24 protein-coding genes and 1 pseudogene are annotated in these 24823 nt (G+C 61.3%); 12 read left to right on the top strand and 13 right to left on the bottom strand.

Annotated features, from left to right (window positions below; translation table 11 throughout):
* Positions 1–47: 47 nt before the first annotated feature.
* The 3 genes from ACN9MO_RS07320 to ACN9MO_RS07330 all read left to right on the top strand — a co-directional run bounded on the left by ACN9MO_RS07320 (position 48) and on the right by ACN9MO_RS07330 (position 3141).
* The gene (locus ACN9MO_RS07320) at positions 48–1208 is read left to right on the top strand and encodes a D-alanyl-D-alanine carboxypeptidase family protein (RefSeq protein WP_112996167.1); all 1161 of its coding nucleotides are present in this window, start codon (positions 48–50) and stop codon (positions 1206–1208) included.
* A gap of 224 nt (positions 1209–1432) precedes the next feature.
* Entirely contained in the window at positions 1433–2113 is a 681-nt protein-coding gene (tmk, locus tag ACN9MO_RS07325; protein ID WP_425986991.1) for a dTMP kinase, read from the top strand.
* The gene (locus ACN9MO_RS07330) at positions 2110–3141 is read left to right on the top strand and encodes a DNA polymerase III subunit delta' (protein ID WP_110878395.1); all 1032 of its coding nucleotides are present in this window, start codon (positions 2110–2112) and stop codon (positions 3139–3141) included. Before tmk ends, ACN9MO_RS07330 begins: the two co-directional genes overlap by 4 nt.
* Here ACN9MO_RS07330 and ACN9MO_RS07335 read toward each other — a convergent pair.
* A complete protein-coding gene (locus tag ACN9MO_RS07335) occupies positions 3136–3441 on the bottom strand; it encodes a pyrophosphatase (protein WP_112996165.1) in 306 nt (101 codons plus the stop codon). The two genes, ACN9MO_RS07330 and ACN9MO_RS07335, sit on opposite strands and share 6 nt — an antisense overlap.
* A gap of 178 nt (positions 3442–3619) precedes the next feature.
* On the opposite strand from ACN9MO_RS07335, the gene metG reads away from it, so the two are divergent.
* From metG to ACN9MO_RS07350, 3 genes are read left to right on the top strand one after another with little or no spacing between them, the layout of a single operon-like run.
* The gene (gene metG, locus ACN9MO_RS07340) at positions 3620–5173 is read left to right on the top strand and encodes a methionine--tRNA ligase (RefSeq protein ID WP_057256045.1); all 1554 of its coding nucleotides are present in this window, start codon (positions 3620–3622) and stop codon (positions 5171–5173) included.
* Positions 5174–5185: 12 nt separating this feature from the next.
* Positions 5186–5965, top strand: coding sequence for a TatD family hydrolase (locus tag ACN9MO_RS07345; protein ID WP_058328207.1), 780 nt, complete (start codon positions 5186–5188; stop codon positions 5963–5965).
* A 1-nt stretch (position 5966) separates the two neighbouring features.
* Positions 5967–6803: an MBL fold metallo-hydrolase gene (locus ACN9MO_RS07350; RefSeq protein WP_057256049.1), complete on the top strand. Its 837-nt coding sequence runs from the start codon at positions 5967–5969 to the stop codon at positions 6801–6803.
* Positions 6804–6835: 32 nt separating this feature from the next.
* Here ACN9MO_RS07350 and ACN9MO_RS07355 read toward each other — a convergent pair whose 3' ends face one another.
* Entirely contained in the window at positions 6836–7783 is a 948-nt protein-coding gene (locus tag ACN9MO_RS07355; RefSeq protein WP_057256106.1) for a phosphoribosylaminoimidazolesuccinocarboxamide synthase, read from the bottom strand.
* 307 nt (positions 7784–8090) lie between these two features.
* Between ACN9MO_RS07355 and ACN9MO_RS07360 the strand changes: the two are divergent.
* Positions 8091–9516, top strand: a pseudogene (locus tag ACN9MO_RS07360) (ISNCY family transposase).
* A gap of 6 nt (positions 9517–9522) precedes the next feature.
* Here ACN9MO_RS07360 and ACN9MO_RS07365 read toward each other — a convergent pair.
* Positions 9523–10260 (bottom strand): hypothetical protein, encoded by a 738-nt coding sequence (locus ACN9MO_RS07365; protein WP_057256053.1) that lies wholly within the window; start codon positions 10258–10260, stop codon positions 9523–9525.
* Positions 10261–10583: 323 nt separating this feature from the next.
* Here ACN9MO_RS07365 and ACN9MO_RS07370 point away from each other — a divergent pair, with 323 nt between their 5' ends.
* Complete coding sequence (locus tag ACN9MO_RS07370; RefSeq protein ID WP_425986995.1) at positions 10584–11957, top strand: ISNCY family transposase; 1374 nt, start codon at positions 10584–10586, stop codon at positions 11955–11957.
* Positions 11958–12261: 304 nt separating this feature from the next.
* Here the strand turns inward: ACN9MO_RS07370 and ACN9MO_RS07375 are convergent, their stop codons facing one another.
* Positions 12262–12732, bottom strand: a complete 471-nt coding sequence (locus ACN9MO_RS07375; protein ID WP_057250318.1) for a hypothetical protein — start codon at positions 12730–12732, stop codon at positions 12262–12264.
* A gap of 454 nt (positions 12733–13186) precedes the next feature.
* Between ACN9MO_RS07375 and ACN9MO_RS07380 the strand changes: the two genes are divergently transcribed.
* A complete protein-coding gene (locus tag ACN9MO_RS07380) occupies positions 13187–13609 on the top strand; it encodes a DUF4864 domain-containing protein (RefSeq protein WP_057250316.1) in 423 nt (140 codons plus the stop codon).
* Between the two features lie 33 nt (positions 13610–13642).
* On the opposite strand, the gene tgt is transcribed toward ACN9MO_RS07380, so the two are convergent.
* From tgt to coaD, 5 genes are all read right to left on the bottom strand, one after another.
* Positions 13643–14773 (bottom strand): tRNA guanosine(34) transglycosylase Tgt, encoded by a 1131-nt coding sequence (tgt, locus tag ACN9MO_RS07385; protein WP_057250314.1) that lies wholly within the window; start codon positions 14771–14773, stop codon positions 13643–13645.
* Positions 14774–15856: a tRNA preQ1(34) S-adenosylmethionine ribosyltransferase-isomerase QueA gene (queA, locus tag ACN9MO_RS07390; protein WP_057250312.1), complete on the bottom strand. Its 1083-nt coding sequence runs from the start codon at positions 15854–15856 to the stop codon at positions 14774–14776. It lies immediately after the preceding gene.
* A gap of 73 nt (positions 15857–15929) precedes the next feature.
* Positions 15930–16439, bottom strand: coding sequence for a peptidylprolyl isomerase (locus ACN9MO_RS07395; RefSeq protein WP_057250311.1), 510 nt, complete (start codon positions 16437–16439; stop codon positions 15930–15932).
* 22 nt (positions 16440–16461) lie between these two features.
* On the bottom strand, positions 16462–17034 hold the full coding sequence (locus ACN9MO_RS07400; protein WP_057250310.1) for a peptidylprolyl isomerase: 573 nt from the start codon (positions 17032–17034) through the stop codon (positions 16462–16464).
* Between the two features lie 35 nt (positions 17035–17069).
* Positions 17070–17564 carry a pantetheine-phosphate adenylyltransferase gene (gene coaD, locus ACN9MO_RS07405; RefSeq protein WP_057250308.1) on the bottom strand — a complete coding sequence of 165 codons (495 nt, stop codon included), beginning with the start codon at positions 17562–17564 and terminating at the stop codon, positions 17070–17072.
* A gap of 359 nt (positions 17565–17923) precedes the next feature.
* On the opposite strand from coaD, the gene ACN9MO_RS07410 reads away from it, so the two are divergent.
* Positions 17924–18052 (top strand): hypothetical protein, encoded by a 129-nt coding sequence (locus tag ACN9MO_RS07410; RefSeq protein WP_255571450.1) that lies wholly within the window; start codon positions 17924–17926, stop codon positions 18050–18052.
* A gap of 135 nt (positions 18053–18187) precedes the next feature.
* Here ACN9MO_RS07410 and ACN9MO_RS07415 read toward each other — a convergent pair whose 3' ends face one another.
* The 3 genes from ACN9MO_RS07415 to ACN9MO_RS07425 all read right to left on the bottom strand — a co-directional run bounded on the left by ACN9MO_RS07415 (position 18188) and on the right by ACN9MO_RS07425 (position 22135).
* Positions 18188–19600: an MATE family efflux transporter gene (locus ACN9MO_RS07415; RefSeq protein WP_113132337.1), complete on the bottom strand. Its 1413-nt coding sequence runs from the start codon at positions 19598–19600 to the stop codon at positions 18188–18190.
* A gap of 142 nt (positions 19601–19742) precedes the next feature.
* Positions 19743–21059, bottom strand: a complete 1317-nt coding sequence (locus ACN9MO_RS07420; protein ID WP_113132338.1) for a TCR/Tet family MFS transporter — start codon at positions 21057–21059, stop codon at positions 19743–19745.
* A 167-nt stretch (positions 21060–21226) separates the two neighbouring features.
* Positions 21227–22135 carry a LysR family transcriptional regulator gene (locus ACN9MO_RS07425; protein ID WP_057250302.1) on the bottom strand — a complete coding sequence of 303 codons (909 nt, stop codon included), beginning with the start codon at positions 22133–22135 and terminating at the stop codon, positions 21227–21229.
* A 119-nt stretch (positions 22136–22254) separates the two neighbouring features.
* Here ACN9MO_RS07425 and ACN9MO_RS07430 point away from each other — a divergent pair, with 119 nt between their 5' ends.
* Positions 22255–23247: an aldo/keto reductase gene (locus tag ACN9MO_RS07430; RefSeq protein ID WP_057250300.1), complete on the top strand. Its 993-nt coding sequence runs from the start codon at positions 22255–22257 to the stop codon at positions 23245–23247.
* 61 nt (positions 23248–23308) lie between these two features.
* On the opposite strand, the gene ypfJ is transcribed toward ACN9MO_RS07430, so the two are convergent.
* Positions 23309–24247 carry a KPN_02809 family neutral zinc metallopeptidase gene (gene ypfJ, locus ACN9MO_RS07435; protein WP_057250299.1) on the bottom strand — a complete coding sequence of 313 codons (939 nt, stop codon included), beginning with the start codon at positions 24245–24247 and terminating at the stop codon, positions 23309–23311.
* A gap of 254 nt (positions 24248–24501) precedes the next feature.
* Here ypfJ and ACN9MO_RS07440 point away from each other — a divergent pair, with 254 nt between their 5' ends.
* A complete protein-coding gene (locus ACN9MO_RS07440) occupies positions 24502–24756 on the top strand; it encodes a hypothetical protein (RefSeq protein ID WP_057250297.1) in 255 nt (84 codons plus the stop codon).
* The last annotated feature ends 67 nt before the right edge of the window (positions 24757–24823 follow it).

Consider the following 24823-nt stretch of genomic DNA (forward strand, 5'->3'; position numbering starts at 1 on the left):
GCCAAAATGACCTCGCTGCTATGCCCAAGGGGAAACCGGAGTTTCCCATGCGCATGAAGATGTTCTCGGCAGTGTTTTTCGGCGTTGCGCTGTTTACAGGCGCCGTATTCGCGCAGACACCGGCGCCCACTTTCGACACCAAGGCAAAGCAGATCCTGCTTGTCGATGCCGAAACCGGCACCGTGCTTTTTTCCCGCGCCGAAAACCAACCGATACCGCCTGCATCGCTCGCCAAATTGATGACGATGGAGGTCGTGGCCGAAGCACTCGGCAAGGGCGCGCTTTCCGCCGAAACCACCTTCGACGTCTCCGAGCACGCCTGGCGCACCGGCGGTGCGCCCGCCGGCACTTCGACGATGTTTGCCGCATTGAAATCCCGCATCCGCGTCGCCGATCTCCTGCAGGGCGTCGCGGTCCAGCTTGCCAACGATGCCTGCATCATCCTTGCCGAAGGCATGACCGGTAGTGAGGGCGCCTTTGCCGAGCGCATGACGGCGCGCGCTCGCGAGCTTGGCATGCCGGTTGCGACGTTCCGCAATGCCACGGGGCTTCCGGATCCCGGCAACCAGATCACCATGAGCGAACTGGTAACGCTCATTCGGCACCTCCATGAGGCCCATCCGGATCTCTACCGGCTCTATTCGCAGCCGGAGTTCGAATGGAACAAGATCCTGCAACGCAACAAGAACCCGCTGATCTCGGCCAACATAGGCGTGGACGGCCTGGCGACCGGTTTTGCCGAAGGCTTCGGTTTCTCCCTGGCCGCTTCGCTGCAGCGCGGCGACCGCCGGGTCTATCTCGCCATGGCCGGTCTTGAAACCGACAAGGAGCGCATTGAGGAGAGCCGCAAGGTGCTCGATTGGGCCATGACCGCCTTCGAGAAGAAGCGGATCTTTGCCGACGGGGAGGCGATTGGCGAAGCGGCCGTCTATGGCGGCGATGCCGCCCACGTCGCCTTGGTTGCCGGCGGTCCGGTCGACGTGCTTTTGCCGGTCGACAATCCGGAACGGCTGACGGCGCGTATCGTCTATAAGTGGCCCTTGCGGGCGCCGGTGACGGCGGGGACGGAAGTCGGCGTCGTCAAATTGTGGAACGGCGAGAAGCTGCTGCGCGAAGTGCCGGTCAAGACCGCCAGTGCCGTCGGGAAGGGCACGCTGACCAGCCGTGCTCTCGATGCGCTGCAGGAACTGCTGTTTTTCTGGATTTAGCCGCAGCTGGTTGCGGCGAGGGCGGTTCCCGCCAATTCATCGCCACCTGACGGTTTCACACGGCGGACCAATCGGCTAAACAGGGCCAGAGCGGAATGAGGAAAGTGTGCGCGGTTTTCCGCCCGCGTTCCGCTCTAGCTTATTAGAACAGGTCACGATGATTTCAGGTCGATTCGACCTGAAATCATCGTGACCTGGGTCGCATGCCGATATGGGAACGCATGGTGTCGCTGAAAAAAGGTCTGTTCGTAACATTCGAAGGTGGGGAAGGTGCCGGCAAGTCGACGCAGCTTCGTCTTCTTGCCGAATCCCTGCGCGGGCGCGGCTACGAGGTGCTGATGACACGTGAGCCTGGCGGTTCGGCCGGCGCCGAAGCAGTGCGCCACGTGCTTCTTTCGGGAGCAGCGGAGGCCTTCGGGGTCAGGATGGAGGCGATCCTCTTTGCAGCGGCCCGCAGCGATCATGTCGAAGAGGTCATCCGGCCGGCGCTCGACAAGGGTATGATCGTGCTGTGCGACCGTTTCATGGATTCCTCGCGCGTTTATCAGGGCATCACCGGCAACCTGGAGCAAAGCTTCGTCGAAAGTCTGGAGCGTGTGGCGATCAACGGCGTCGTGCCGGATCGGACCGTGATTTTCGATCTGCCGGCCAGCATCGGCCTCGAGCGGGCGCAACGCCGTGCCGGAGACGACAATCCTGATCGTTTCGAGAAGGAGCAACTGGAGACGCACGAAAAACGGCGGGACGCTTTTCTCGATATCGCCAGGCGCGATTCCGAGCGATGCCGGATCGTCGATGCGACGCAGCCTGTCGAGGCTATCGCCACCGAGGTGCTTTCCCTCGTCGAGGCCCTCCTGCCGCATGGCGACGGCACCGACGCGTCGACCGAGGAAGTCGTGTCATGAGCGCGGAAAGAGCCGGCGTCCTGGATGGCGCCATCGCGCCCGCCGAGAACAATCGACTGTTCGGCCACGAACAGGCGGAAAGCTTCCTGGCGCAGAGCTATCGCTCTGGCAAGGGACACCACGCGATCCTGATCGAAGGGCCGGAGGGGATTGGTAAGGCGACGCTTGCCTTTCGCTTTGCGCATCACATCCTGAAACATCCGGAACCCGCGGAAGCGCCTGAAGCGATTTCCGATCCCGATCCGGCTTCCGCCATCGGGCGGCAGCTCGCCTCGGGCGCCTCGCACAATCTCTTGCACCTGAGCCGCCCGATCGATGAGAAGACGGGCAGGGCGAAGGGCGCGATCACCGTTGACGAGGTCCGGCGCGCCGGCAAGTTCTTCAGCCAGACGTCCGGTACGGGCAACTGGCGCATCGTCATCATCGACCCCGCCGACGACCTCAACCGCAATGCGGCCAACGCCATCCTGAAGATCCTCGAGGAGCCGCCGCGCCGCTCGCTCTTCCTGGTGCTGACGCATGCCCCTGGAAAATTGCTGCCGACGATCCGCTCGCGCTGCCTGCCGCTGCGGCTGAAGCCGCTCGACGCCGCGCCGCTCAGTCAGGCTCTGGCGCATCTCGGTTTCGATCTCGAAGGCGAGAACGCCGAGCGCATCGTCGCGGCCGCCAATGGCAGCGTCGCCGAAGCGCTGAAGCTCATCAATTATGGTGGGCTGGAGATCGCCGCGACATTCGAAGGGATCCTCGTGGGGCAGGGCCCAGCAGTCCGGAAGGACATGCACAAGCTGGCCGACGTGCTCTCGGGCAAGGACAGCGAAACGATCTTCGAATTCTTCCAGGCTCTCGCAAGTGACCGCATCATGCGCGACGCGCGGGAGGCCGCGATTGCGGGAGACATCGTGCGCGCCGAGCGCTTCGCGCGGCTTTCGGCTTCCGTGACCGAGCGGCTGACCGTCAGCGACGCCTACAATCTCGACCGCAAGCAGACCATCCTGTCGCTGCTCGACGATTTGAAAGCGGCGCTATAGCGCCGCCTGGAAGCGCCACTTGCGCTCGATTGCCGCCTGCAGGTCGAGCTTGTGGTGGTGGGCGGAAAGCAGCACATGCCCGAGCAGGTCGGCGGTCTCGTCGGCCATCAGGGACCTGAGTTCGTCCGTTGATTTCCCGTTGCGTCGGCCGCGGCCGCTGAGCTTGTTCCAGACCTGCGTCAGCTCCCCCAATTCCTCCTGCATCTTCAGGATGAACCAGTCGGGGTCGCGCTCGATTCCGTGCGCGCCGGCATAGCCGGCGGAGGCGGTTTCAAATTGGCTGCCAAGTCGCTCCAGCATGATTCACCCTCTTTCGTTTGTTTCTGTTTTGTTCTAGGTCGCGCATGCGGATTATGCAAGGCTGGCAGCGCCAGCGGCGACCTCTCCGACCGGGCTTTTCACGGATCGCATGTTTCTTCCTTGCGGCGTATGCGCTAAGAGCGTGCGTAGCTTAATCCGAGATAGATCGAATCCGCCTATGAGAGACACGTCCCCTTTCTACATCACCACCGCGATTTCCTACCCGAACGGCCGGCCGCATATCGGCCACGCCTATGAGTTGATCGCGACGGATGCCATGGCGCGCTACCAGCGCCTAGATGGACGTGACGTGTTCTTCCTGACCGGCACCGACGAGCACGGCCAGAAGATGCAGCAGACGGCACGCAAGGAAGGCGTGACTCCGCAGGAACTGGCCGACCGCAACTCCGCGGAATTCCAGAAGATGGCCGTGCTATTGAATGCGTCCAACGACGACTTCATCCGCACGACCGAGAAGCGCCATCACGATGCGTCGCAGGACATCTGGATTCGCATGGGCGAGGCGGGCGACCTCTACAAGGATTCCTACGCCGGCTGGTACTCTGTGCGGGACGAAGCCTACTACCAGGAGAACGAGACCGAACTGCGCGACGATGGCGTCCGCTACGGCCCGCAGGGAACGCCCGTCGAATGGGTCGAGGAGCAGAGCTACTTCTTCCGCCTCTCCGCCTATCAGGACAAGCTCCTGAAGCACTATGAGGAAAATCCTGATTTCATCGGTCCGGCCGAACGCCGCAACGAGGTGATTTCGTTCGTGAAATCGGGCCTCAAGGATCTCTCGGTTTCGCGCACCACCTTCGACTGGGGCATCAAGGTTCCGAACGACCCGGCGCACGTGATGTATGTCTGGGTCGACGCGCTGACGAACTACATCACCGCGACCGGCTATCTCGACGATCCCAAGGGTCCACGCGCCAAGTTCTGGCCAGCCAACATCCATGTGATCGGCAAGGACATCATCCGCTTCCACGCAGTCTATTGGCCGGCTTTCCTGATATCGGCCGGCCTGCCGCTGCCCAAGCGCGTCTTTGCCCATGGCTTCCTGCTCAACAAGGGCGAGAAGATGTCGAAGTCGCTTGGCAACGTCGTCGATCCGTTCAATCTGGTCGAGCATTTCGGTCTGGATCAGATCCGCTACTTCTTCCTGCGCGAAGTCTCCTTCGGTCAGGACGGCAGCTACAGCGAGGAGGGGATCGCGACCCGCATCAACTCCGATCTCGCCAACGGCATCGGCAACCTGGCGAGCCGCTCGCTGTCGATGATCGTCAAGAATTGCGACGGCCAGGTCCCGGTCTGCGGTACCCTGACCGACGAGGACAAGGCGATGCTGGCGGCCGCAGATGCGCTGCACGAGATCACGCGCGACGAGATGGGCAAGCAGATGATCCACCGGGCGCTGGCCGCGATCATCGCCGTCGTCTCCGAGACGGACCGCTACTTCGCCGGCCAGGAGCCCTGGGCCCTGAAGAAGACCGATCCGGCCCGCATGGGAACCGTGCTCTATGTAACGGCGGAAGTGGTGCGCCAGATCGCCATCCTCTTGCAGCCCTTCATGCCGGACTCGTCGGCAAAGCTGCTCGACCTGGTGGCGGCGCCCGCCGACAAGCGCGATTTCGCAGCCCTCGGCGAGGCGGGACGTCTCGTGTCGGGCACGCCGCTTGAAGCGCCGAAGCCGGTGTTCCCGCGCTACATTGCACCGGAAGCGCAATAAGGCACTTTGAGCATGCTGATCGATACCCATTGCCATCTGGATTTTCCCGATTTCGAAGCGGAGCGTGACGCCATCGTCGCGCGGGCGCATGAGGCGGGTGTCGAGCAGATGATCACGATCTCGACCCGCGTGAAGCGGTTCGAGACGATCCTTGCGATCGCTGAGGCCTATCCGAATGTCTTCTGTTCCGTCGGCACGCATCCGCACAATGCGGATGAGGAACTGGACATCACGACTGAAGATCTTGTCCGGCTGTCGGTGCATCCGAAGGTGGTCGCGATTGGCGAGGCGGGTCTCGACTATTTCTATGACAACGCTCCGCGTGACGCCCAGGTCGAAGGCCTGCGCCGGCACATTGCCGCAGCGCGCGAAACCGGTTTGCCGCTCGTCATTCATAGCCGCTCGGCCGACGAAGACATGGCGGCGATCCTGACCGAGGAAACAGGGAAGGGGGCCTTCCCTTTCCTTCTGCACTGCTTCTCGTCCGGCCCTGACCTCGCGCGTATCGGCGTCGAGCTCGGCGGCTACGTCTCCTTCTCGGGCATCCTGACCTTTCCGAAATCCGAAGAGTTGCGCGAGATCGCCAAGACCGTGCCGCACGACCGGATGATCGTCGAGACCGACGCGCCTTATCTCGCGCCGAAGCCGTTCCGCGGCAAGCGCAACGAGCCGGCCTATGTCGCCCATACGGCTGCCGTGCTCGCCGAAACGATCGGTGTGAGCAACGAGGAGATCGCTAGGATCACCACGGAAAACGCCTTCCGCATCTTCTCCAAGATGCCGAGGGTCTGACGTGGCGTTCCGGCGCGCCTTCACCATTCTCGGCTGCGGCTCGTCGCCGGGCGTGCCGCGCATCACCGGTGACTGGGGCGCCTGCAATCCGGACAATCCGAAGAACCGGCGCATGCGCGCCGCTTTGCTGGTCGAGCAGACCGCGCCCGATGGTGGCAAGACGACCGTCGTCATCGACACTGGTCCGGATTTTCGCGCGCAGATGGTTGCAGCAGGGGTGCACCACATCGATGCGGTGCTCTACACCCATTCCCATGCCGATCATCTGCATGGCATCGACGATCTGCGCGGTTATGTCATTGAAAACCGGAGGCGGGTGCCGATCTGGGCCGATGCCTATACGATGGGGCGAATCCGCGAGGGATTCGGCTATTGCCTGGAATCACCGCCCGGCAGCGGTTACCCACCGATCGTCGAGCCGCGGATCATTCCCGACGATCTATCGCCTGTGGTGATCAACGGTGCCGGCGGGCCGATCCCGTTCCGGCCGCTGATGCAGTTTCACGGCAACATCCATTCGCTCGGGTTCCGAGTCGGCGACTTTGCCTATTGCAGCGATGTCAGCGACTTTCCCGCCGAAACCGTCGCCAAGCTCGACGGTCTCGATCTGCTGGTTCTCGACACCCTGCAGTATAAGTTCCACCCGAGCCATCTGTCGCTAGTGCAGTCGCTCGGCTGGATCGCCAGACTGCAGCCGAAGCGGGCGGTACTGACGCACATGCATGTGCCGCTGGATTACGACACGGTTCAGGGCGAAACGCCCGATCATATCGAGCCGGCCTACGACATGATGCGGCTCGAATTCGACGTCGGCGATCCGACGTCTGGTGACGCGTAAATCAGATTAGCATTCTTATCTAATATACGGATTCACTTGGAGAAATAGGGCGCCAGATTGGTGCGGATACGCTCCAGAACCGATGCGCCTGAAAGGTCCGGGACAAAGCGCTGACCGGTGATCGTCTCGAAAGCCTCGATATAGACCGCAGATGTCTGCTCGATGAGATCGACTGGAATTTCTGGGATCGGATCCTTGTAAGGGTCGCAGCGCGCGGTGACCCAGGCGCGCACGAAATCCTTGTCGAAGCTTTTCGGGCGCTCGCCGCGTTCGAAGCTCTGCTGGTAGCTGTCGGCGATCCAATAGCGGCTGCTATCGGGCGTATGGATCTCGTCGGCAAGAATGATCGTGCCGTTTTCGTCGGTACCGAACTCGTATTTGGTGTCAACGAGGATCAGGCCACGTTCGGCGGCGCGCTGCTGGCCACGGGCAAACAGAGCCAGCGCATATTGCCAGACCGTATCCAGCTGCTCTTTCGTCAGCAGTCCTTGCTCGAGGATCGCTTCGGCCGAGAGCGGCTCGTCGTGACCGCCGTCGAAAGCCTTGCTGGTGGGCGTGATGATCGGCTGCGGCAGCTTCTCGTTGTCGCGCATGCCGTCCGGCAAGGTGATGCCGTACATCTCACGTTCGCCATTGCGGTACTTGGTCAGGATCGAGGTGCTGGTGGTGCCGGCAAGATAACCGCGCACGACGACCTCAACCGGCAGAATGTCGAGCCGCTTGCCGATGACGACATTGGGGTCCGGATAGCTGACCACATGGTTAGGGCAAATGTCGGCGGTTTCCTCGAACCAGTAGCGCGCGGTCTGCGTCAGCACGTGACCTTTGTTCGGGATCGAGGTCAGGATGACGTCGAAGGCGCTCAGCCGATCCGTGGCGATGATGATACGGTTGCCATCGGGCAGATCGTAGTTTTCGCGAACCTTGCCTTTGTAGCGGTTTGGCAGTTCTGGAATGAAAGCATCTGAAAGAACGCGCAATTCGCTCATCACATCTGGCCTTGAAAGTGGTGCTTCGGTGCTGGAACGCTAAGCAGGCCGGAAAGGCCGGGTCAAGCGCGGCAAGGCAAGGATCAGCCGCAATCCATGTTTTCCGGCATATCCGATAGTTCCATAATCTATCTTATGCGATCTTTGTGTGTAGTGGCTATTTAGTAATGCGACAGTTGGGCCAGTTAGAGATGCGACAGTCTCGCCTCTCGCCTCTCGACTCACTGGTCAAAGCCAACGTTGGGAGCAAGGATGACGACCCTCAGCCTGGTCGAGACCATGAGCGGTCGGAGTCGTCATGTCCTGTTTGATCACCATGTCGCAGAAAGAATTGCATCGCCTCGAAGTCATCCAGAAGATCCGTGACGAGCGCCTGAGCGTTGTCCAGGCTGCCGAACTACTCGACCTCAGTCGAAGTCAGATCCACAGACTGCTGCAGGCTTATGATCAAGATGGTCCGGCCGGTCTTGTTTCGAAGAAGCGATCCCGGCCGAGCAATCGGCGCCACAGCGAGGATTTCCGCAATGCGGCGCTGGATCTGATCCGCGAACGCTATCTGGATTTCGGTCCGACGCTGGCGCGCGAGAAGCTCATCGAGCTGCACCGGATTTCTGTTGCCAAGGAAACGCTGCGGCAATGGATGACTGAGGCTGGCATCTGGATCTCGCGTCGGGACCGCAAGAAACGGGTTTTTCAGCCACGTGGCCGGCGCGACTGCTTTGGCGAACTGGTGCAGATCGATGGGTCGTTTCACTGGTGGTTCGAGAACCGCGGCCCCAAATGCGCCCTGCTCGTCTATATTGATGACGCCACCGGCAAGCTGTTGCATCTGCGCTTTGCTGGATCGGAGAATACGTTCGACTATCTGCATGCGACCAAGGCTTACCTGCAGCAATGGGGCAAGCCGCTGGCCTTCTACAGCGACAAGCACGGCGTTTTCCGCTCACTCCATGGGTCGAAGAATGACCGGACAAGCGGCCTGACGCAGTTCGGACGGGCGCTTTATGAACTCAATATCGACATCATCTGTGCCAACACCCCGCAGGCCAAAGGTCGGGTGGAGCGTGCCAACCAGACATTACAGGATCGGTTGGTCAAGGAGATGCGCCTGCGGCATCGATACGATCGAGGCTGCGAATGTCTATGCGCCTGAGTTCATTGCAGATTTCAACACTCGTTTCGGCAAGCACGCACGCAATCCGAAGGACATGCACCGGCCGCTGGCTGACCATGAGAACCTCGATGGTGCCATGTGCCGCAAAGAAGTGCGCACGCTGTCGCAATCCCTGACGCTGCGTTACGACAAGGTGCTGTTCATTCTCGATCCGACCGAGATTTCCAGGCCATTGGCGGGCCAGAAGGTGATTGTCTGCGATTATCCGGACGGTCGGCTTGAGATCATGCACGAGAGCTTCGCCCTGCCCTACAAGACCTTCGATACGTTGCGCTCGGTACATCGCGCCGAGGTCGTCGACAACAAGCGGCTGGACGACATGCTGTCAATCGTCGCCGAGATGCAGGCCGGACGCCAACAGCAGCGCAGCAAGAGTGGTCCGAGCCGAACGGGCCAAACGGGTCATATGTTCGGCATTCGAGACGGTAGCACAGCCAACGGCTACCAGAAGCGTGGTCCCAAGCCTGGCCGGCGGACGGATTTCATGAACGATCCGGCGGTGATTGCGCGACGAGAGAAAGCGTTGATGAGGCGGCCAGCGGCGGAATAAAGAGCGTCAATGCACGCCGATGTCGCTCTGCGTATCCGATTCCAACTGCAGGCAAGCTGGCCAAAGTGGCGTCTTGTGGAAGGCTCCATCCTGGAGGAGCGTGAGCCCCTCTCGTGCCTCATAGAGCACACCGAGCCAGCACAAGCGCCGAAAGACGCCATATTGGAGATCGGATTTCAACTTCCAGGCTTCTATGGTCATTTCGGTGTCCGACAGAGGCGCCAAGTCTGGATAGAGGATCTTGACAACGTCTATTGGCGTGCACCCTTCCCTGGCTTTGATATTGAGAAGATTGAGGAACATGCGCCACCAGCGTAACCGCGCTCGGACCTCCTCTTCCCGCTCGGTGGTATGGACATACGAATAGAGATAATCCGTGGCGACCAGATCGAAGAAGGCTTGCGGGTTCACCAGGAACTCCCGGCCGCGTCTGGTTGGCAGCAGCACATCTTTTTTCCGACGAAGAAGCTTCAGATGACGGGTCATGTCGCGCACGACCCAAAGCGGCGGCATGTCGCTTTCATTGAGCACCTTGTTCATGCTGTAGAGGTCTTCGGCTGTGAAGCCTGGCCAAAGGAAGTGCACAGCGGCCCAATGCACGAACTTGCGGTTCATGGCGCCGGTCGCCGTCAATCCTATGCCGCCCTCACCGTCAGCATAGGCAACCGAAAGAAGCATACCGCGAAGAAGTGGGGACAGTGCGGCGACATCGACGTCACCATGCAGCTTGATTTCCGGAAGCATCGTGCGGCTGTGATCCCTACCTCGCCCTATGCAGGTGCAAGCGAGTATCAACCGGCGACAAAACAATTGCTACTGAGAAAGCTAAAGCCGAAGGAGAGTGTCATCACCCGCCCCCGCTCCGCCCTTTCAACCCGGACCAGCCGGTCGGATCGGGGGCTGACTGGCAGAGCAAGCCGGCGGGCAGTGTCGCATTTCTAAATGGCTGGCGACGTCGCAGCCCTATTCAGCTTTGACACTGTGTGTAGCCGCAAAGTTAAAGTGTCCTGATCCTGCAAAGTTGGAATGTCACTCTCCCCGGGTTTTGCTGACCTGGGAGATTGCGGATGGGATTGATTGCGATGAGCGAGCGTGACCTGCAGCGGATCGAGATTTTGTCGAAAGTGACCGCCGGGCGGATGACGTTGGCGTCGGCGGCGCGCGTGCTTGAGCTGAGCACCCGCCAGGTGCGTCGGTTGCTGGAGCGGATCAACACCGGCGGTGCGGCTTCGATCCGGCATAAGGCAATCGGCCGGCCCTCGAACAATCGGATCAGCGACGGTGTTCGGGATTATGCGGTGACGGTCGTTCGCGAACGCTATGTGGACTTTGGTCCGACGCTGGCGGCCGAGAAGCTTGCCGAGCGTGATGGTCTGACGGTGTCGCGCGAGACCCTGCGCCAATGGATGTCTGAGGCCGGCCTGTGGCTGTCGCGCAAGCAGCGGCGGACGTTTCATCAGCCACGCTTGCGGCGCGAGGCCTACGGTGAACTGGTGCAAATCGATGGATCCGAGCATCGCTGGTTCGAGGATCGCGGTGACCCATGTTCATTGCTGGTGTTCATCGATGATGCGACCGGCAAGCTGATGCAGTTGCGGTTTGTACGCTCGGAAAGTGCGTTCAGCTATTTCGAGGCGCTCGAGCTCTATCTGAAGGCGCATGGGGCTCCCGTCGCCTTCTATTCCGACAAGCATTCAGTGTTTCGGGTTGCGAAGAAGGATGCCAAGGGCGGTCAGGGCATGACCCAGTTCGGGCGTGCACTTTGCGAGCTAAACATCGAGATTCTTTGCGCAAACTCGAGCCAAGCCAAGGGCCGGGTCGAGCGGATGAACCGGACGCTACAGGACCGGTTGATCAAGGATCTGCGCCTGGAGGGCATCTGCGGCATGGACGACGGCAACGCTTTCCTGCCTCGGTTCATGGAGCGCTATAACCGCCAGTTTGCCATTACCCCTGCCCGATCTGATGATCTGCATCGGCCGCTGAACCTTGCCCCGGATCGGCTGCGCGACGTCCTGTGCAAACGTGAGCAGCGCTATGTTGGATCGCAGCTGACGTTTTCGTTCGAGCGCCAGCGGATCATGCTCGAGGAGACCGAGGTGACACGCGGCTTGGCTGGTCGCTATGTCGAGACCTACGCGCTTGCCGACGGCAGGCTGGATGTGCGCTGGAAGGGGCATTCCCTAACCTACCGGGTGTTCGACAAGGACCAGCGGGTGACGCATGCGGCGATCACCGAGAACAAGCGGCTCGGTGATGTCCTGGCCTACATCAAGGAGCGTCAGGAGCAGCAGACGAAGCCGGCCTTAAAGACGAACAGCGAGAAGATTGGCTACAAACCGCGGGGCCGCAAGCCGGGCAAGCGGACGGATTTCATGAACGATCCGGTGGTGATTGCTCGGCGCGAGCAGGCCCTGTCCCGACTTGATGCTGCGGAATGATCCCCTGACCGAGCTCTCAAAGCTAAAGCCGAAGGAGTGCTCCCCACCCGCCCCGATCTGATCTTGCAACCGGATCAGCCGGTCAGATCGGGGCTGGTCGCTGTGCAGTAGGGCAGCTCAAGTGACATTTCTACTTTGCGCCAAAGCGGACAGTTCAACCTGGCCGCCACATTGTGTGTAGCCGGGCGGGTTCCATTTTCAAATGCAACATGCCAATCGATTCCACCCTCACCACTTTGTCGAACGCAATGAGCCGATGCAAATGAAGCAGTCTGGTGCGGGTCTCACCTTCGCCCCGTTCAGCTTATGCCGTTTCGACCTCGGCGCGATTCGCCATATAGGCCGACGGACTGGGCGCGCTTTTCATCATCGTTTTTCGCCAGGCTTCCTGCTCGGCATTGATCAGAGCCAGTTCCCAAACACAGGCAACAACAGGTCTCCGTACGGTGTCCAAGGGTTCAGCAGCCGAATAAAGCTTCCGATAGATATGCTGGCAAAGAACCGAACCCTGTATCCACCAATGGGCCGAGATGGAGATACCAAGGGTGCCGGCATGAACGATCACAAAGCCCATGCCGTTGCTATCACCTTCATCCGTGACACGCGGCAAGACGTCATGTCGGATGAAGGACTGCGCCAACGCCACCATCGGCCCATCGATTTCCTTGCCATCGGCAACGAGGCCATAGGCCTTGAGCTTGAGACCGCCGATGTCCCATTCACCCAAATTCAAAACAGGACGCGGCTGGTAGATTTCGATTGTCTTCGCGCTCATCGCAATCGCTCCATACGGGCATTTCGAGGCAATCATCACTGCAGGTTACAGGATCACCATATGTTCAGGTCGCCGCGCCCCACAACAGGCTCGCCCCCGAGCCAAGCAAGAGCGCGAGCCAAGGCGACGGCCGCGATGTGGCGGCAGGGTCCAACTCGGTCTTTGTGCTCGCCACACACCATGCCGCCGATACATGCGATCACAGTCGCGTTGAAGGCAATCCCGCGCCAACTCTCCCCGAAAACGTCGCTTGCCAGCAGGAGCGCCCCCGGCCAAATATCACCAATTTATGATATTTAAAGTAATATACATAAACTGTGATATAAGTGATTGAATTTGAACACATGTATTGTCTTGCGTGCGTTGCGAAGACGCCTAAAGAGACTGGCGCCTCCGTTTCCAAAGCGCACCGCTGTCCTATGCTCTTTGGAAGCTGGCTGCATGGAGATCGGCGATGTTCAGGACCTTTGCCATTGCCCTCGGACTGACGACCCAACTTTTCACTGCAAGTGCGGTCCGCGCCGATGAACCTGTCGATACCGCGCGCGCGATCATTCAGGAGCAGATCGCAGCCTTTCTGCATGATGATGCAGAAACCGCCTATTTCTTCGCCTCACCGGCGGTCCGCGGCAAGTTTCCCGACAAGACCACATTCTTCGACATGGTCAAACGCGGCTACCAGCCCGTCTACCGGCCCGGCAACTTCGCCTTTGGCCGGTCGAAGGTCGTCGGCGATCAGGTCCTGCAGGAGGTGTTGATCTCGGCCCCTGATGGCAAGGACTGGACGGCAATCTACCAACTGGTGAAGCAACCGGACGGGAGCTACAAGATCAACGGCGTCATGATGCTGCAGGCAGCACCGGGGCCGGCGATCTAGGCCCTGCACAAAGCGCCAAGCGTCCTCCAACCGTCAGACCGGCGGAAGGTCCCCTCGCCGCCAGGTTTCCTGGGTTTCCGCCATGAAGTCGGCGAAGCGACCTTCGTCGATCGCCAGACGGATGCCGGCCATGAGCTCCTGGTAATAGGCCAGGTTATTCCAGCTCAAGAGCATGCCGCCGAGCGACTCGTTCGAACGGATCAAGTGATGCAGATAGGCGCGCGAATAGTCGCGCGCCGCCGGGCACGAGGATTCTTCGTCGAGTGGGCGCATGTCTTCGGCGTGCCGCGCATTGCGCAGGTTGATGCGGCCATGACGCGTGAACGCGAGGCCATGGCGCCCCGAGCGGGTCGGCATCACGCAGTCGAACATGTCGATGCCCTCGGCCACCGACCGCAGGATATCATCGGGCGTGCCGACCCCCATGAGGTAACGCGGCTTGTCCACCGGCATGATCGGGCAGGTAATGTCGAGCATGCGCAGCATCACTTCCTGCGGCTCGCCGACGGCAAGACCGCCGACAGCGTAGCCCTTGAGATCGAGCCCCTTCAGCGCCTCGGCCGAGCGTTCGCGCAGCTTTGGAATGTCGCCGCCCTGCACGATACCGAACATCGCCTTGCCTGGCTGGTCGCCGAAGGCCACCTTGCAACGCTCTGCCCAGCGCAGCGACATTTCCATCGCGCGCTCGATTTCCTTGGGCTCGGCCGGCAGCGCCACGCATTCGTCGAGCTGCATCTGGATATCGCTGTCGAGCAGGCCCTGGATCTCGATCGACCGTTCCGGCGACATGTGGAAGAGCGCGCCGTCGACATGGCTCTTGAAAGTGACGCCCTGCTCGTCGAGCTTGCGAAGGCCCGCAAGCGACATGACCTGGAAGCCGCCGCTGTCTGTAAGGATCGGTCCCTGCCAACGGATCAGGCCGTGCAGACCGCCGAGCCGTGCGACGCGCTCGGCGCCGGGGCGTAGCATCAGGTGGTAGGTATTGCCGAGAATGATGTCGGCGCCGAGATCCTTCACTTGGTCGAGATACATCGCCTTGACCGTGCCGACCGTGCCAACCGGCATGAAGGCCGGCGTGCGGATCGTGCCGCGCGGCATGGACACTTCGCCGCGACGGGCCTTGCCGTCGGTCTTGTGAAGCTTGAACTGGAAGGTCTCGGTCATCTAGTCTTTCCGGAAAAGCAGGCTGGCGTCGCCATAGGAATAGAAGCGGTAGCCGGTTTCGATCGCATGTGCGTAAGCCGCGCGCATAGTTTCCAGGCCTGAGAAGGCCGAAACCAGCATGAACAGCGTCGATTTCGGCAGATGGAAATTGGTCATCAGCATGTCGACGGCGCGAAAGCGGTAGCCGGGCGTGATGAAGATGCCGGTCGGCCCGGACCACGGCTTGACGATACCCTCTGCCGAGGTCGCGCTTTCGATCAGCCGGAGCGAAGTCGTGCCGACGCAGACGATGCGGCCACCTCTCGCCTTCACGGCGTTCAGCCGCTCGGCGGTGCGGGCGTCGACGTGGCCGATCTCCTGGTGCATCACATGGTCGTCGGTGTCGTCGGCCTTGACCGGCAGGAACGTGCCCGCCCCGACATGCAGCGTCACAAAATGCCGTTCGATGCCGGCCTCGTCGAGCTTGGTGAAGAGACGGTCGGTGAAGTGCAGTCCGGCGGTGGGCGCGGCTACGGCGCCCTCCTCCCGGGCATACATCGTCTGGTAATCGGCGCGATCCTGGGCGTCCTCGGCGCGCTTGGAGGCGATGTAGGGCGGCAGGGGAATGTGGCCGACCGCCATGATCGCCTCGTCGAGCGACGGGCCCGAGAGGTCGAAGCGCAGCGTCACCTCGCCGGCATCGCCCTTTTCCTCGACCGTCGCGTCGAGTGTGCCCAGCAGGCAACTCGAACCGCCATGGCCGAAGGCGATGCGGTCGCCGACCTTGAGGCGCCGCGCCGGGCGGGCAAAAGCCTTCCAGCAATCGGGTGCCGTGCGCATGTGCAGCGTCAGCGAAACCGGTGTGGTGATCTCCTCGCCGCGGCGGCGGATGCCTTCCAGTTGCGCCGGGATCACCTTGGTGTCGTTGAAGACCAGTGCGTCGCCTTCCCTGAGGAACGACGGCAGATCGAGCACACCCTTGTCGGACAGAACTTCCGCGCCATCAGGGCGAACGACAAGCATGCGGGCGCTGTCGCGCGGGCTTGCGGGCCGAAGCGCAATCGAGGTTTCCGGAAGGTCGAAGTCGAACAGGTCTACGCGCATTGTTATCTTCAGACAAAAGCAAACCCGCCCCGGCGCAGTTGGCGACCGGGGCGGGTCCGTGCATTAGCGCAAATCAGGCGTCTGCGGCAACCCGCATCGTGACGATCGAGTCGGGATCGCGCACCGGTTCGCCGCGCTTGATCTTGTCGACATTGTCCATGCCTTCGATGACCTGACCCCAAACGGAGTACTGCTTGTTGAGCCAGGGGGCATCGGTGAAGCAGATGAAGAACTGCGAGTTTGCCGAGTTCGGCATCTGGCTGCGGGCCATCGAGCAGGTGCCGCGAACGTGGCTGACGTTCGAGAATTCGGCCTTCAGATCCGGCTTGGAGGAGCCGCCCATGCCGGCACGCGCCGGGTTGAAGTGCTCGCCGCCGGTCTTGCCGTACTGAACGTCGCCGGTCTGCGCCATGAAGTCCTCGATCACGCGGTGGAATACCACGCCGTCATAGGCACCTTCGCGAGCCAGTTCCTTGATGCGGGCGACATGACCCGGAGCGACGTCAGGCAGAAGCTCGATGACGATCTTGCCCTTGGTGGTCTCCATGATGATCGTGTTTTCCGGATCCTTGATCTCGGCCATGGGTTTTCTCCTTCTGTTGACTTTACTTGCCGACCTTGACGTTGATCATGCGGTCGGGATCGGTGACGGAGCCGTTGTTGGCATCGTCGCCGAGCTTGATCTTGTCGACGTTCTCCATACCCGAAACGACCTTGCCGACGACCGTGTATTGGCCGTTCAGGAAGTCGCCCGGAGCGAACATGATGAAGAACTGCGAGTTGGCGCTGTTCGGATCCTGCGAGCGCGCCATGCCGACCGTGCCGCGTTCGAACGGAACGTCGGAGAACTCGGCCGGCAGATCCGGCTTCGACGAGCCGCCGGTGCCGGCAGCCTGTGGCTGGTAGCCGTTTTCCATATCGCCATACTGCACGTCGCCGGTCTGGGCCATGAAGCCCTTGATTACGCGATGGAAGGCAACGTTGTCATACTCGCCGGCGGCGGCAAGCGCCTTGATCTGCTCGACATGCTTCGGGGCAATGTCCGGACGCAGTTCAACGACGACCGGCCCATCCTTGAGCGTGATCGTGATGAAGTTGTCGGCCGATTGTGCGATCGCCGTTCCCGTCCAGGAGGCAAGCGCAAGGGCGCCGGCAAAAGCGAGGTGGAGGATTTTCATGGTTTCTCCCTGCGTGGTGTAAAGAGGGCCGCGCCTCAAGCGCGGCGTTTGGCCTGCAGTGCTTGGTAAACTGCCGCGGGCACGAAGGCGCTGACGTCACCGCCCATGGCCGCGATCTGGCGGACCAATGTGGCCGTAATGGGCCGCGACGCCGTGCCTGCGGGCAAGAATAGCGTCTGGATGTCGGGGGCCATCTGCCGGTTCATGCCGGCCATCTGCATTTCGTAGTCGAGGTCCGTGCCGTCGCGAAGCCCGCGCACAAGCAGTTTCGCGCCGCGCGCGCGTGCCGCGTCGACGACCAGATTGTCGAAGGCGACGACGTCGATATCGCCGGCCCGGTCGGGCAGGAATTCCTGAAGCGAGCGACGGATGAGTTCGGCGCGTTCATCAAAGGTAAAAAGCGGCGCCTTCCCCGGGTGGATGCCGATTGCGACGATGACCTTCGCCGCCACGTTCAGCGCCTGCACGAGTACGTCGAGGTGGCCGTTCGTCATCGGATCGAAGGAGCCGGGATAAAATGCCGTGGTCATCGCACCTGTTTCCGTTTGGTGAAGCCTTTTGTCACGGACGGCGACGGATCGCAAGAGTTGTGCCGATGGCTAGAGCTGTTCCCTGGGAAACAGCGGGACAGAAAGAATGAATGCTAAATGAATGCCATGTTCAACGGTGCTTCACACGCAGAACGCTAGTGTAGCGCAGTAAACAACGGAACTTTTCGAACGTACTGCCGTTTAGGATGCGAAAGGATTACGGCTATGGGACTTGCTCTGTTTTCGATGGCGATGTTTTTCGCGATGCTGTTTGCGACGATACATGGACTTCGCAATGAGTCCCGTGCCCGGCGCGAGCAATTCGTGACCCAGAAGATCTTCCGTTGATGGAGGGCGTCATGGCCACCCTGTTTATGATCGCGGCAGCGGTCATCAGTTTCGTTTTTTTGATCGATTTTGCCCGGACGATACGCGACCTCCAGCGCGATCGCCAGGGTTCGGAGCGGCTTGACGGTTTCAACGTCTAGCGGTTTCGAGGCTTCGTAATCGAAGCTTGGTAGTAGGCGACGCCGTTCCCTTCCCCTGAGGCGGTCGCCATTGTAAGCCGGACGGCATCCCCTGCCCGTCCGGCTTTTTCTTTGCCCGCAGCCTGGAGCCTATCGCTAAATCGCGGTGTGCCTCGGGGGCGTGGTCGAAATCGCGCCGATCATCCGGAAGAAGCGCCAGTTCAAAAGCACGGCGGCTGCCGCGAGCCCGAGGACGAAGCCGAACCAGACGCCCATGCCGCCGAAGTTGAACGGAAAGGCGAAGGCCCAGGCGCAGACGAAGCCGATCGGCCAATAGGAGATCAACGCCAGCAGCATCGGCACCTTGGTGTCCTTCAACCCGCGCAGCATGCCGGCGGCGATCGCCTGCATGCCGTCGACGAGCTGGAAGGCGCCGGCAATGACGATGAGCGGCGCGGCGAAGGCCAGTACTGCCGCGGCATCCGGGCGGTTGGTGTCGAGATAAAGGGCGGCGAGATGGCTCGGGAACAGGGCAAAGATCGCGCTCCCGACGACGGCAAAGCCCGCACCGAGCACGAGTGATGCAACCGCCGCGCGCCGGACGCCCAGCATGTCGTTTCGGCCGTAGGCAAGGCCGACACGCACCGTGGCGGCTTGCGCGAGCCCGAGCGGGATCATGAAGGCGAGTGAGGCGAACTGCAGGGCGATGCCGTGCGCGGCAAGTTCAATCGTGCCGATCGTGCCCATCAGCAGCGAAGCGACGGTGAAGAGGCTCACTTCGGCAAGGATCGTCAGCGAGATCGGAATGCCGAGAGACACGACCTCCCAGAACGCCGTCCAGTCAGGCCGCCAGAATCGGACGAACAGTTGGTACTGGTTGAGCTCAGGCTTGCTCTTGATGTAGCCGATCGTCAGCGCCGCGCCGAGCAACGCAACGCCGAGCGCCGCTACCGCTGCACCGAAGATGCCGAGCTGCGGGAAGCCGAAATGGCCGAAGATCAGCACGTAACAAAGAGCGGCATTGAGTACGAGAGTCGCCAGCGTCACGTAGAGAATGATTCCTGCCCGCTCGAGGCCGCTCAAGAAGGCTCTGAGCACCATGAAAATCAGGCCGGGAAAGATCGCCCACTGGGCGATGCGGATGTATTCCCCTGCAAGGGCTGCGACCTCGGGTTGCTGACCGGCGAAAAGCAGGATCGGTTCGGCCATCCAGAGCACCGGCGCCGTCAGCACCCCGTAGAGCAGCACGACCCACATGCCCATGCGCACGGAGCGGCGCACCGAAACCTTGTCGCCTCGACCAACGGCTTGGGCTGCCATCGGAACCACCGCGTTGGCAAAGCCGTTCCCGAAAACATAGACGGTGAAATACATCTGCGTCGCAAGAATGATCGCCGCGAGTTCGGTGGCGCCGAGCTTGCCCACCATCAGGACGTCCGTCGTGTTGATCGCGAGCTGGGCGAGCTGGGCGCCGATAAAGGGCACGCCGAGATAGAAGATCGCGCGATAATGCATCCGCCAGGAGTTGTCGGTCGTCAACGGCTTCGGGCTCGCATTCGCGGTCAGCATGGCAGATTCCTGGCGGTCGATGCGGCCTCGGCCGCAACTAAAGGTCGGAGGGAGGAAAACCGGAGATAGAATACCCCCGGGCAAAGAGCCAGCCGCAAGGGCGAGGTTGCTCAAACTTTCATCGATAGATCACGAAAATTGATCAATTTCCGTGCATTCTTGGCTGTTCGATCCCTTCAGCCTCTTCCGCTGCTGCAACCGCAGCCGGCTCGATAGCCTCCTCCAGCCCTTGCGGTCCTACCGCCCTGCTTCTGGGTATCTTCAACAGGAACACGACGAGCGCGCCGACGAGGAAGCAACTCGCGAGCGCATAGGGCGCACCGGCGAAGGCGACGGGAGCGCTAGGGCTGGTGAAATAGCCGAAAGCCTGGGTGAAGACCGGCGGGCCGATGATCGTGGTGATGCTGCCGATGCTGGTCAGCGCGCCCTGAAGTTCTCCCTGTGCCGATGGCGGCACGTGGGCGGCAGCGATACTGCGCAATGGCGGATCTGCGAGGCTTTCGATCGCGGTTGCGATGATCACCGCATAGATCATCCACCCCTGCCAGGCACCCGCATAGCCGATGGCGCCAAGGGTGGTGAAGGTCAGTCCCAGTACCGCCGTCCGCCACTCGCCAAGCCGTGGCACGACGCGCGGCAGTATGACGGCCATGACGAACGCGCCGCCGATGCCGAAGATACCGAGAGATAGCCCGATCTGCCCCTCGCTCCAGCCATAGCGGTAGTTGGATACGAAGGACCAGACCGCCGGATAGACGGAGTGGGCGAGCCAGAAGAGAAAGAAGACGAGCCCAACCCAGCCGATGCCTGGGTAGTTGCGCATCTGCTTGAGGGCGCCGAGCGGATTGGCGCGCTTCCACTCGAAGCGACGGCGATTGGCGCGATCCAGCGTCTCGGGCAGCAGAAATACGCCGAGAATGAAACTGACGAAGGAGAGCGCCGCGGCACCGTAGAACGGCACGCGTGGCCCCAATTCGCCGAGCAGACCGCCAAGCACCGGGCCGAGGGCGAAGCCGGTCCCGAAGGCGATGCCGATCAGCCCAAAATTCTTGCCGCGGTTTCCGTCATGGCTGATGTCGGCGATATAGGCCGATGCGGTGCCGAAACTTGCACCGCTGATGCCGGCGAGCACACGGCCGATGAACAGCATCCAATAGCTGGTGGCGAGCGCACAGATCAGATTGTCGAGTGCGAAGGTGAAGACCGATGCGAGCAGCACCGGACGGCGGCCGAATCGGTCGCTGAGGTTGCCGATCAGCGGCGCGAAGAGAAACTGCATCGCCGCATAAACGAGCAGCAGCCAACCACCGTCGATTGCCGCTTCGCTGATATCGGAGCCGGTCAGTTCCTCCAGATAGGTCGGCAGCACTGGAACGATGATCGCAATGCCGATGATATCCAGGAACAGGATGAGGAAGACGAGGAACAGGCCGCGTCGCACAAACTTCTCGTCGCGCATGCGATCCCTTCCCCCGAGCGGCCTGCCCCGGGATGCGGGACAGAACGTGAACAACGCTACCAATTTAGGTGTAACGGATCATTTCGCGCGAAACAATCCGTGAACGTCTCAAATTATCTGATGGGACTATCGCAATGGTTGAAGTGACGGGTGACGTGCATCTGCCTTCACCCGTTGTCGCGCCGCTGTTCAAGCTTCAAGAAATCCACGAAGGCGCGCAGCGGCGTCGGCATATGCCTGCGGCTCGCATAGTAGAGAAACGGTCCGGAAAAACTCGTCGTCCAGTCTTCAAGAATGGGCCGGAGCCGTCCTGCCGCGATGGCCGGCGCGACGAACTCCTCGAAGGTCCGGATGATGCCAAGCCCGTCAAGGGCAGCGCCGAGTTCGAGGTCGATCGTATTGGCGGTCACGACGGCAGGAGGCGCGATCGTCAGCGCCGCCTCCCCTTCACCGAACTCCCAGGGAAGAGAAATGCCGCTGGCGAAACGGTGGCGAATACAGCCATGGTCAAGCAGATCGCGTGGATGTTGGGGCACGCCGTGCCTGGCGAGATAATCCGGTGCCGCCGCGGTGACGTAGCGTTGCCGGCTCGGCCCGATCGGTATGGCGATCATGTCGCGCTCGACCCGTTCCTCATAGCGAACGCCAGCGTCGAAACCCGCCGCCAGAACGTCGACGAACCCATCTTCCGCCGTCACTTCCAAGGAGATTGCCGGATGCTTGCTGAGGAAGCGGCCGACGATCGGTGGTAGGATTTCGCGGGCAACGATGGTCGGGACATTCAGTTTCAGCGTTCCCGCCGGACTGTCGCGCATCTCGTTGACCTGATCGAGCGCGCCGGCAATCTCGCCGAGCGCCGGCGTCAGCCGATCCAGCAACCGCATGCCCGCCTCCGTCAGTGTCACGCTGCGGGTCGTGCGGTTGAGCAGGCGCACTTGCAGCTTGGCTTCGAGCCGTCGCAGCGCCTCGCTCAGCGACGACGCGGAAACGCCGCGCTTCTTGGCAGCGGCGCGGAAGCTGCGCGTCGCGGCAACGGCGGTAAAGGCATCGAGATCTGCAAGCGGCAGGTCGTTCATTGTGCGGAATTTCGTACAAGTCGTTCGATTGAGGTCGGATTATCGCACGACGCCAAAGGAAGTAAACAAGAGACCGATCAACGGCCGGCGGATTTCGGCCATGTCGAAGGAGAACGAGAATGGATTACGTTTCACTCGGAAAGACCGGCCCCTCGGTGTCGGCGCTCGGACTCGGCTGCATGGGCATGTCCGGCATGTACGGCCCGGCCGACCGTGCCGAAAGCATCGCCACCATCCACGCCGCGCTGGAGGCCGGCATCACGCTGCTCGATACCGGTGACTTCTATGGTATGGGCCACAACGAGATGCTGATCGGCGAGGCGCTGAAGGGCGGTAGGCGCGACAAGGCGCTGTTGAGTGTGAAGTTCGGCGCATTGCGCGATGCTGCGGGCAACTGGGCTGGCTATGATTGCCGGCCGAAGGCGGTTCGCAACTTTCTCGCCTATACGCTGCAGCGGCTTGGCGTCGATCATATCGACATCTATCGTCCCTCAAGGCTCGATCCCGACGTTCCGATCGAAGATACCATTGGTGCGATCGCTGACATGGTGAAGGCTGGATATGTCCGCCATATCGGCCTCTCCGAGGTTGGGCCCGAGACCATCCGCCGCGCCGCTGCCGTCCACCCGATCTCGGATCTGCAGATCGAGTATTCGCTGATTTCACGCGGCATAGAGAGCGAGATCCTGCCGACCTGCCGCGCTCTCGGTATCGGCGTCACCGCCTATGGCGTGCTGTCGCGCGGCCTGATCAGTGGCCACTGGCAGAAAGGCGCGGCTGGCAAGGGCGATTTCCGCGCCATGAGCCCGCGGTTCCAGGAGGGCAACATCGACAAGAACCTCGCCCTCGTCGAAGCGCTGAGGCAGGTCGCTGAAGAGAAGGGCGTTTCGGTGGCTCAGATCGCGATTGCCTGGGTAGCCGCCCAGGGCAAGGACATCGTGCCGTTGATCGGTGCACGCCGGCGCGACCGCTTGGCGGAAGCCCTCGCGTCGCGCGATGTCGATCTCAGTGCCGGCGATCTGGCGGTGATCGAACAGGCGGTTCCGAAAGATGCCGCCTCGGGCGCCCGCTATCCCGAGGCCCAACTCGCCCATATGGACAGCGAACGCTGACCCGACAAACGAAAGGGCCGGCAATCGTGCCGGCCCTGACGGTTTTCTTGTTTAGAAGCGGCTAGACGGCGCCCGATAAGGTATCGCAGGCCGACATCTTGCCGCTGTCGAAGCCACGCTTGAACCAGCGCATGCGCTGTTCGGAGGTGCCGTGGTTGAAACTCTCCGGAACGACGTAGCCCTGCATCCGCTTCTGCAGCGTGTCGTCGCCGATCTGGGTGGCGGCGTTCAGCGCCTCTTCGAGGTCGCCTTGCGAGAGCAGGCCCTTCTGCTCGGTAAATTTGCCCCAGACGCCGGCGAAGCAATCGGCCTGCAGTTCGACACGCACCGACATCTGATTGGCTTCGGTTTCGCTCATCGACTGGCGCATCTGGTTGAATTTCGGCAAGACGCCGATCAGGTTCTGGACGTGGTGGCCGACCTCGTGCGCAACCACATAAGCCTGGGCGAAGTCGCCGGATGCATCGAACTTCTGGGCGAGTTCATCGAAGAAGCTCATGTCGAGATAGACCTTGTGGTCTCCCGGGCAATAGAACGGCCCGGAGGCGGCAGACGCGAAGCCGCAGGCGGAGCGCACTTGGCCGCGGAAGAGCACCATCTTGGGCTCTTCGTACTGTTTGCCGCTCGCCTGGAAAATGCCGTTCCAGGTATCCTCGGTCTCGGCGAGCACGGTCGCCATGAAAGACTTCATTTCCTCTTCCTGGGCCGAACCGCGCGGTGCCGGCGAGCCGTCACTCTGCTCGAAACCGGGCAACTGTACCTGACCGCCGCCACCTTCCAGCACCTGCAGCATGTCGATGCCCATGGCCTTGAGGATAAAGTAGAGGATGACGAGGAAGATGATCGTTCCGAAGCTCATGCCGCCGCCGGCGCGCCGCATACCGCCTCCGCCGCCCGGCATGCGGAAACCACCGCCGCGCCCGAACGGATTGCCGCCACCCGGGCTCGCGCCGCGCTGGTCTTCGATGTTTTCGGATTGGCGGCGGCCTTTCCATTCCATGATCTGTCCTCCCAGCCTCTGTAAAAAGGGCGTTGTCGGTTTGCTCTTTTATAAGATGCGCCCAACGTCGTTGTAAAACGCAATCGCCGCCCGTAAGTTCGCGATCTGGCCAAACTTTTTGCTGCGGCTGCTAGCTCCCGCTACGGATATCGGCAGCGAAAACTCCGCCGGCTGAAGTCTGCTCCGCTCTCCTTGACATAAAGTCGCTTTGCCGCTCCTAAGCCACCCGCAGAGCGGGACGAGGCGGAGCCTTCGTGAAGGCGTTGCGGCTTGAAGGAATCGGTCGCCTCGGCGTGGAAGAAGTGCACAAGCCCCGGCCCGATCCGCACGACCTGCTCGTCCGGGTCGAAGCCGCCAGTGCGCGCCGTCGGCGCCTGACGCTTTGGCGCGGTTTTAGTGCCGCCGAGCGAGCGATAAAGCAGAGGACGCGCAAATATGCCGGCTTCTTGTCGATTCCGGTATTTTCGGGGTTTCGCTTGCAGATACATTTGCCTATAAGCCGCTTCTAGCCTGAAAAGACCATCAATGCGTGCCCGGCCGGTGACCTCCCACTTTGGCCGGTTTTTCGCGCAGCTA

It is taken from the genome of Ensifer sp. R-19 (genome assembly GCF_049905105.1).
Classification (GTDB): Bacteria; Pseudomonadota; Alphaproteobacteria; order Rhizobiales; family Rhizobiaceae; genus Ensifer.

Excerpts from the sequence above, each read along its gene's own strand:
- ACN9MO_RS07320 (WP_112996167.1), top strand. The coding sequence starts at position 48 with ATGCGCATGAAGATGTTCTCGGCAGTGTTTTTCGGCGTTGCGCTGTTT.
- ACN9MO_RS07330 (WP_110878395.1), top strand. The coding sequence starts at position 2,110 with ATGAGCGCGGAAAGAGCCGGCGTCCTGGATGGCGCCATCGCGCCCGCC.
- ACN9MO_RS07335 (WP_112996165.1), bottom strand. The coding sequence starts at position 3,441 with ATGCTGGAGCGACTTGGCAGCCAATTTGAAACCGCCTCCGCCGGCTAT.
- metG (WP_057256045.1), top strand. The coding sequence starts at position 3,620 with ATGAGAGACACGTCCCCTTTCTACATCACCACCGCGATTTCCTACCCG.
- ACN9MO_RS07345 (WP_058328207.1), top strand. The coding sequence starts at position 5,186 with ATGCTGATCGATACCCATTGCCATCTGGATTTTCCCGATTTCGAAGCG.
- ACN9MO_RS07365 (WP_057256053.1), bottom strand. The coding sequence starts at position 10,260 with ATGCTTCCGGAAATCAAGCTGCATGGTGACGTCGATGTCGCCGCACTG.
- ACN9MO_RS07370 (WP_425986995.1), top strand. The coding sequence starts at position 10,584 with ATGGGATTGATTGCGATGAGCGAGCGTGACCTGCAGCGGATCGAGATT.
- ACN9MO_RS07375 (WP_057250318.1), bottom strand. The coding sequence starts at position 12,732 with ATGAGCGCGAAGACAATCGAAATCTACCAGCCGCGTCCTGTTTTGAAT.
- ACN9MO_RS07380 (WP_057250316.1), top strand. The coding sequence starts at position 13,187 with ATGTTCAGGACCTTTGCCATTGCCCTCGGACTGACGACCCAACTTTTC.
- tgt (WP_057250314.1), bottom strand. The coding sequence starts at position 14,773 with ATGACCGAGACCTTCCAGTTCAAGCTTCACAAGACCGACGGCAAGGCC.
- queA (WP_057250312.1), bottom strand. The coding sequence starts at position 15,856 with ATGCGCGTAGACCTGTTCGACTTCGACCTTCCGGAAACCTCGATTGCG.
- ACN9MO_RS07395 (WP_057250311.1), bottom strand. The coding sequence starts at position 16,439 with ATGGCCGAGATCAAGGATCCGGAAAACACGATCATCATGGAGACCACC.
- ACN9MO_RS07400 (WP_057250310.1), bottom strand. The coding sequence starts at position 17,034 with ATGAAAATCCTCCACCTCGCTTTTGCCGGCGCCCTTGCGCTTGCCTCC.
- coaD (WP_057250308.1), bottom strand. The coding sequence starts at position 17,564 with ATGACCACGGCATTTTATCCCGGCTCCTTCGATCCGATGACGAACGGC.
- ACN9MO_RS07410 (WP_255571450.1), top strand. The coding sequence starts at position 17,924 with ATGGCCACCCTGTTTATGATCGCGGCAGCGGTCATCAGTTTCGTTTTT.
- ACN9MO_RS07415 (WP_113132337.1), bottom strand. The coding sequence starts at position 19,600 with ATGCTGACCGCGAATGCGAGCCCGAAGCCGTTGACGACCGACAACTCC.
- ACN9MO_RS07420 (WP_113132338.1), bottom strand. The coding sequence starts at position 21,059 with ATGCGCGACGAGAAGTTTGTGCGACGCGGCCTGTTCCTCGTCTTCCTC.
- ACN9MO_RS07425 (WP_057250302.1), bottom strand. The coding sequence starts at position 22,135 with ATGAACGACCTGCCGCTTGCAGATCTCGATGCCTTTACCGCCGTTGCC.
- ACN9MO_RS07430 (WP_057250300.1), top strand. The coding sequence starts at position 22,255 with ATGGATTACGTTTCACTCGGAAAGACCGGCCCCTCGGTGTCGGCGCTC.
- ypfJ (WP_057250299.1), bottom strand. The coding sequence starts at position 24,247 with ATGGAATGGAAAGGCCGCCGCCAATCCGAAAACATCGAAGACCAGCGC.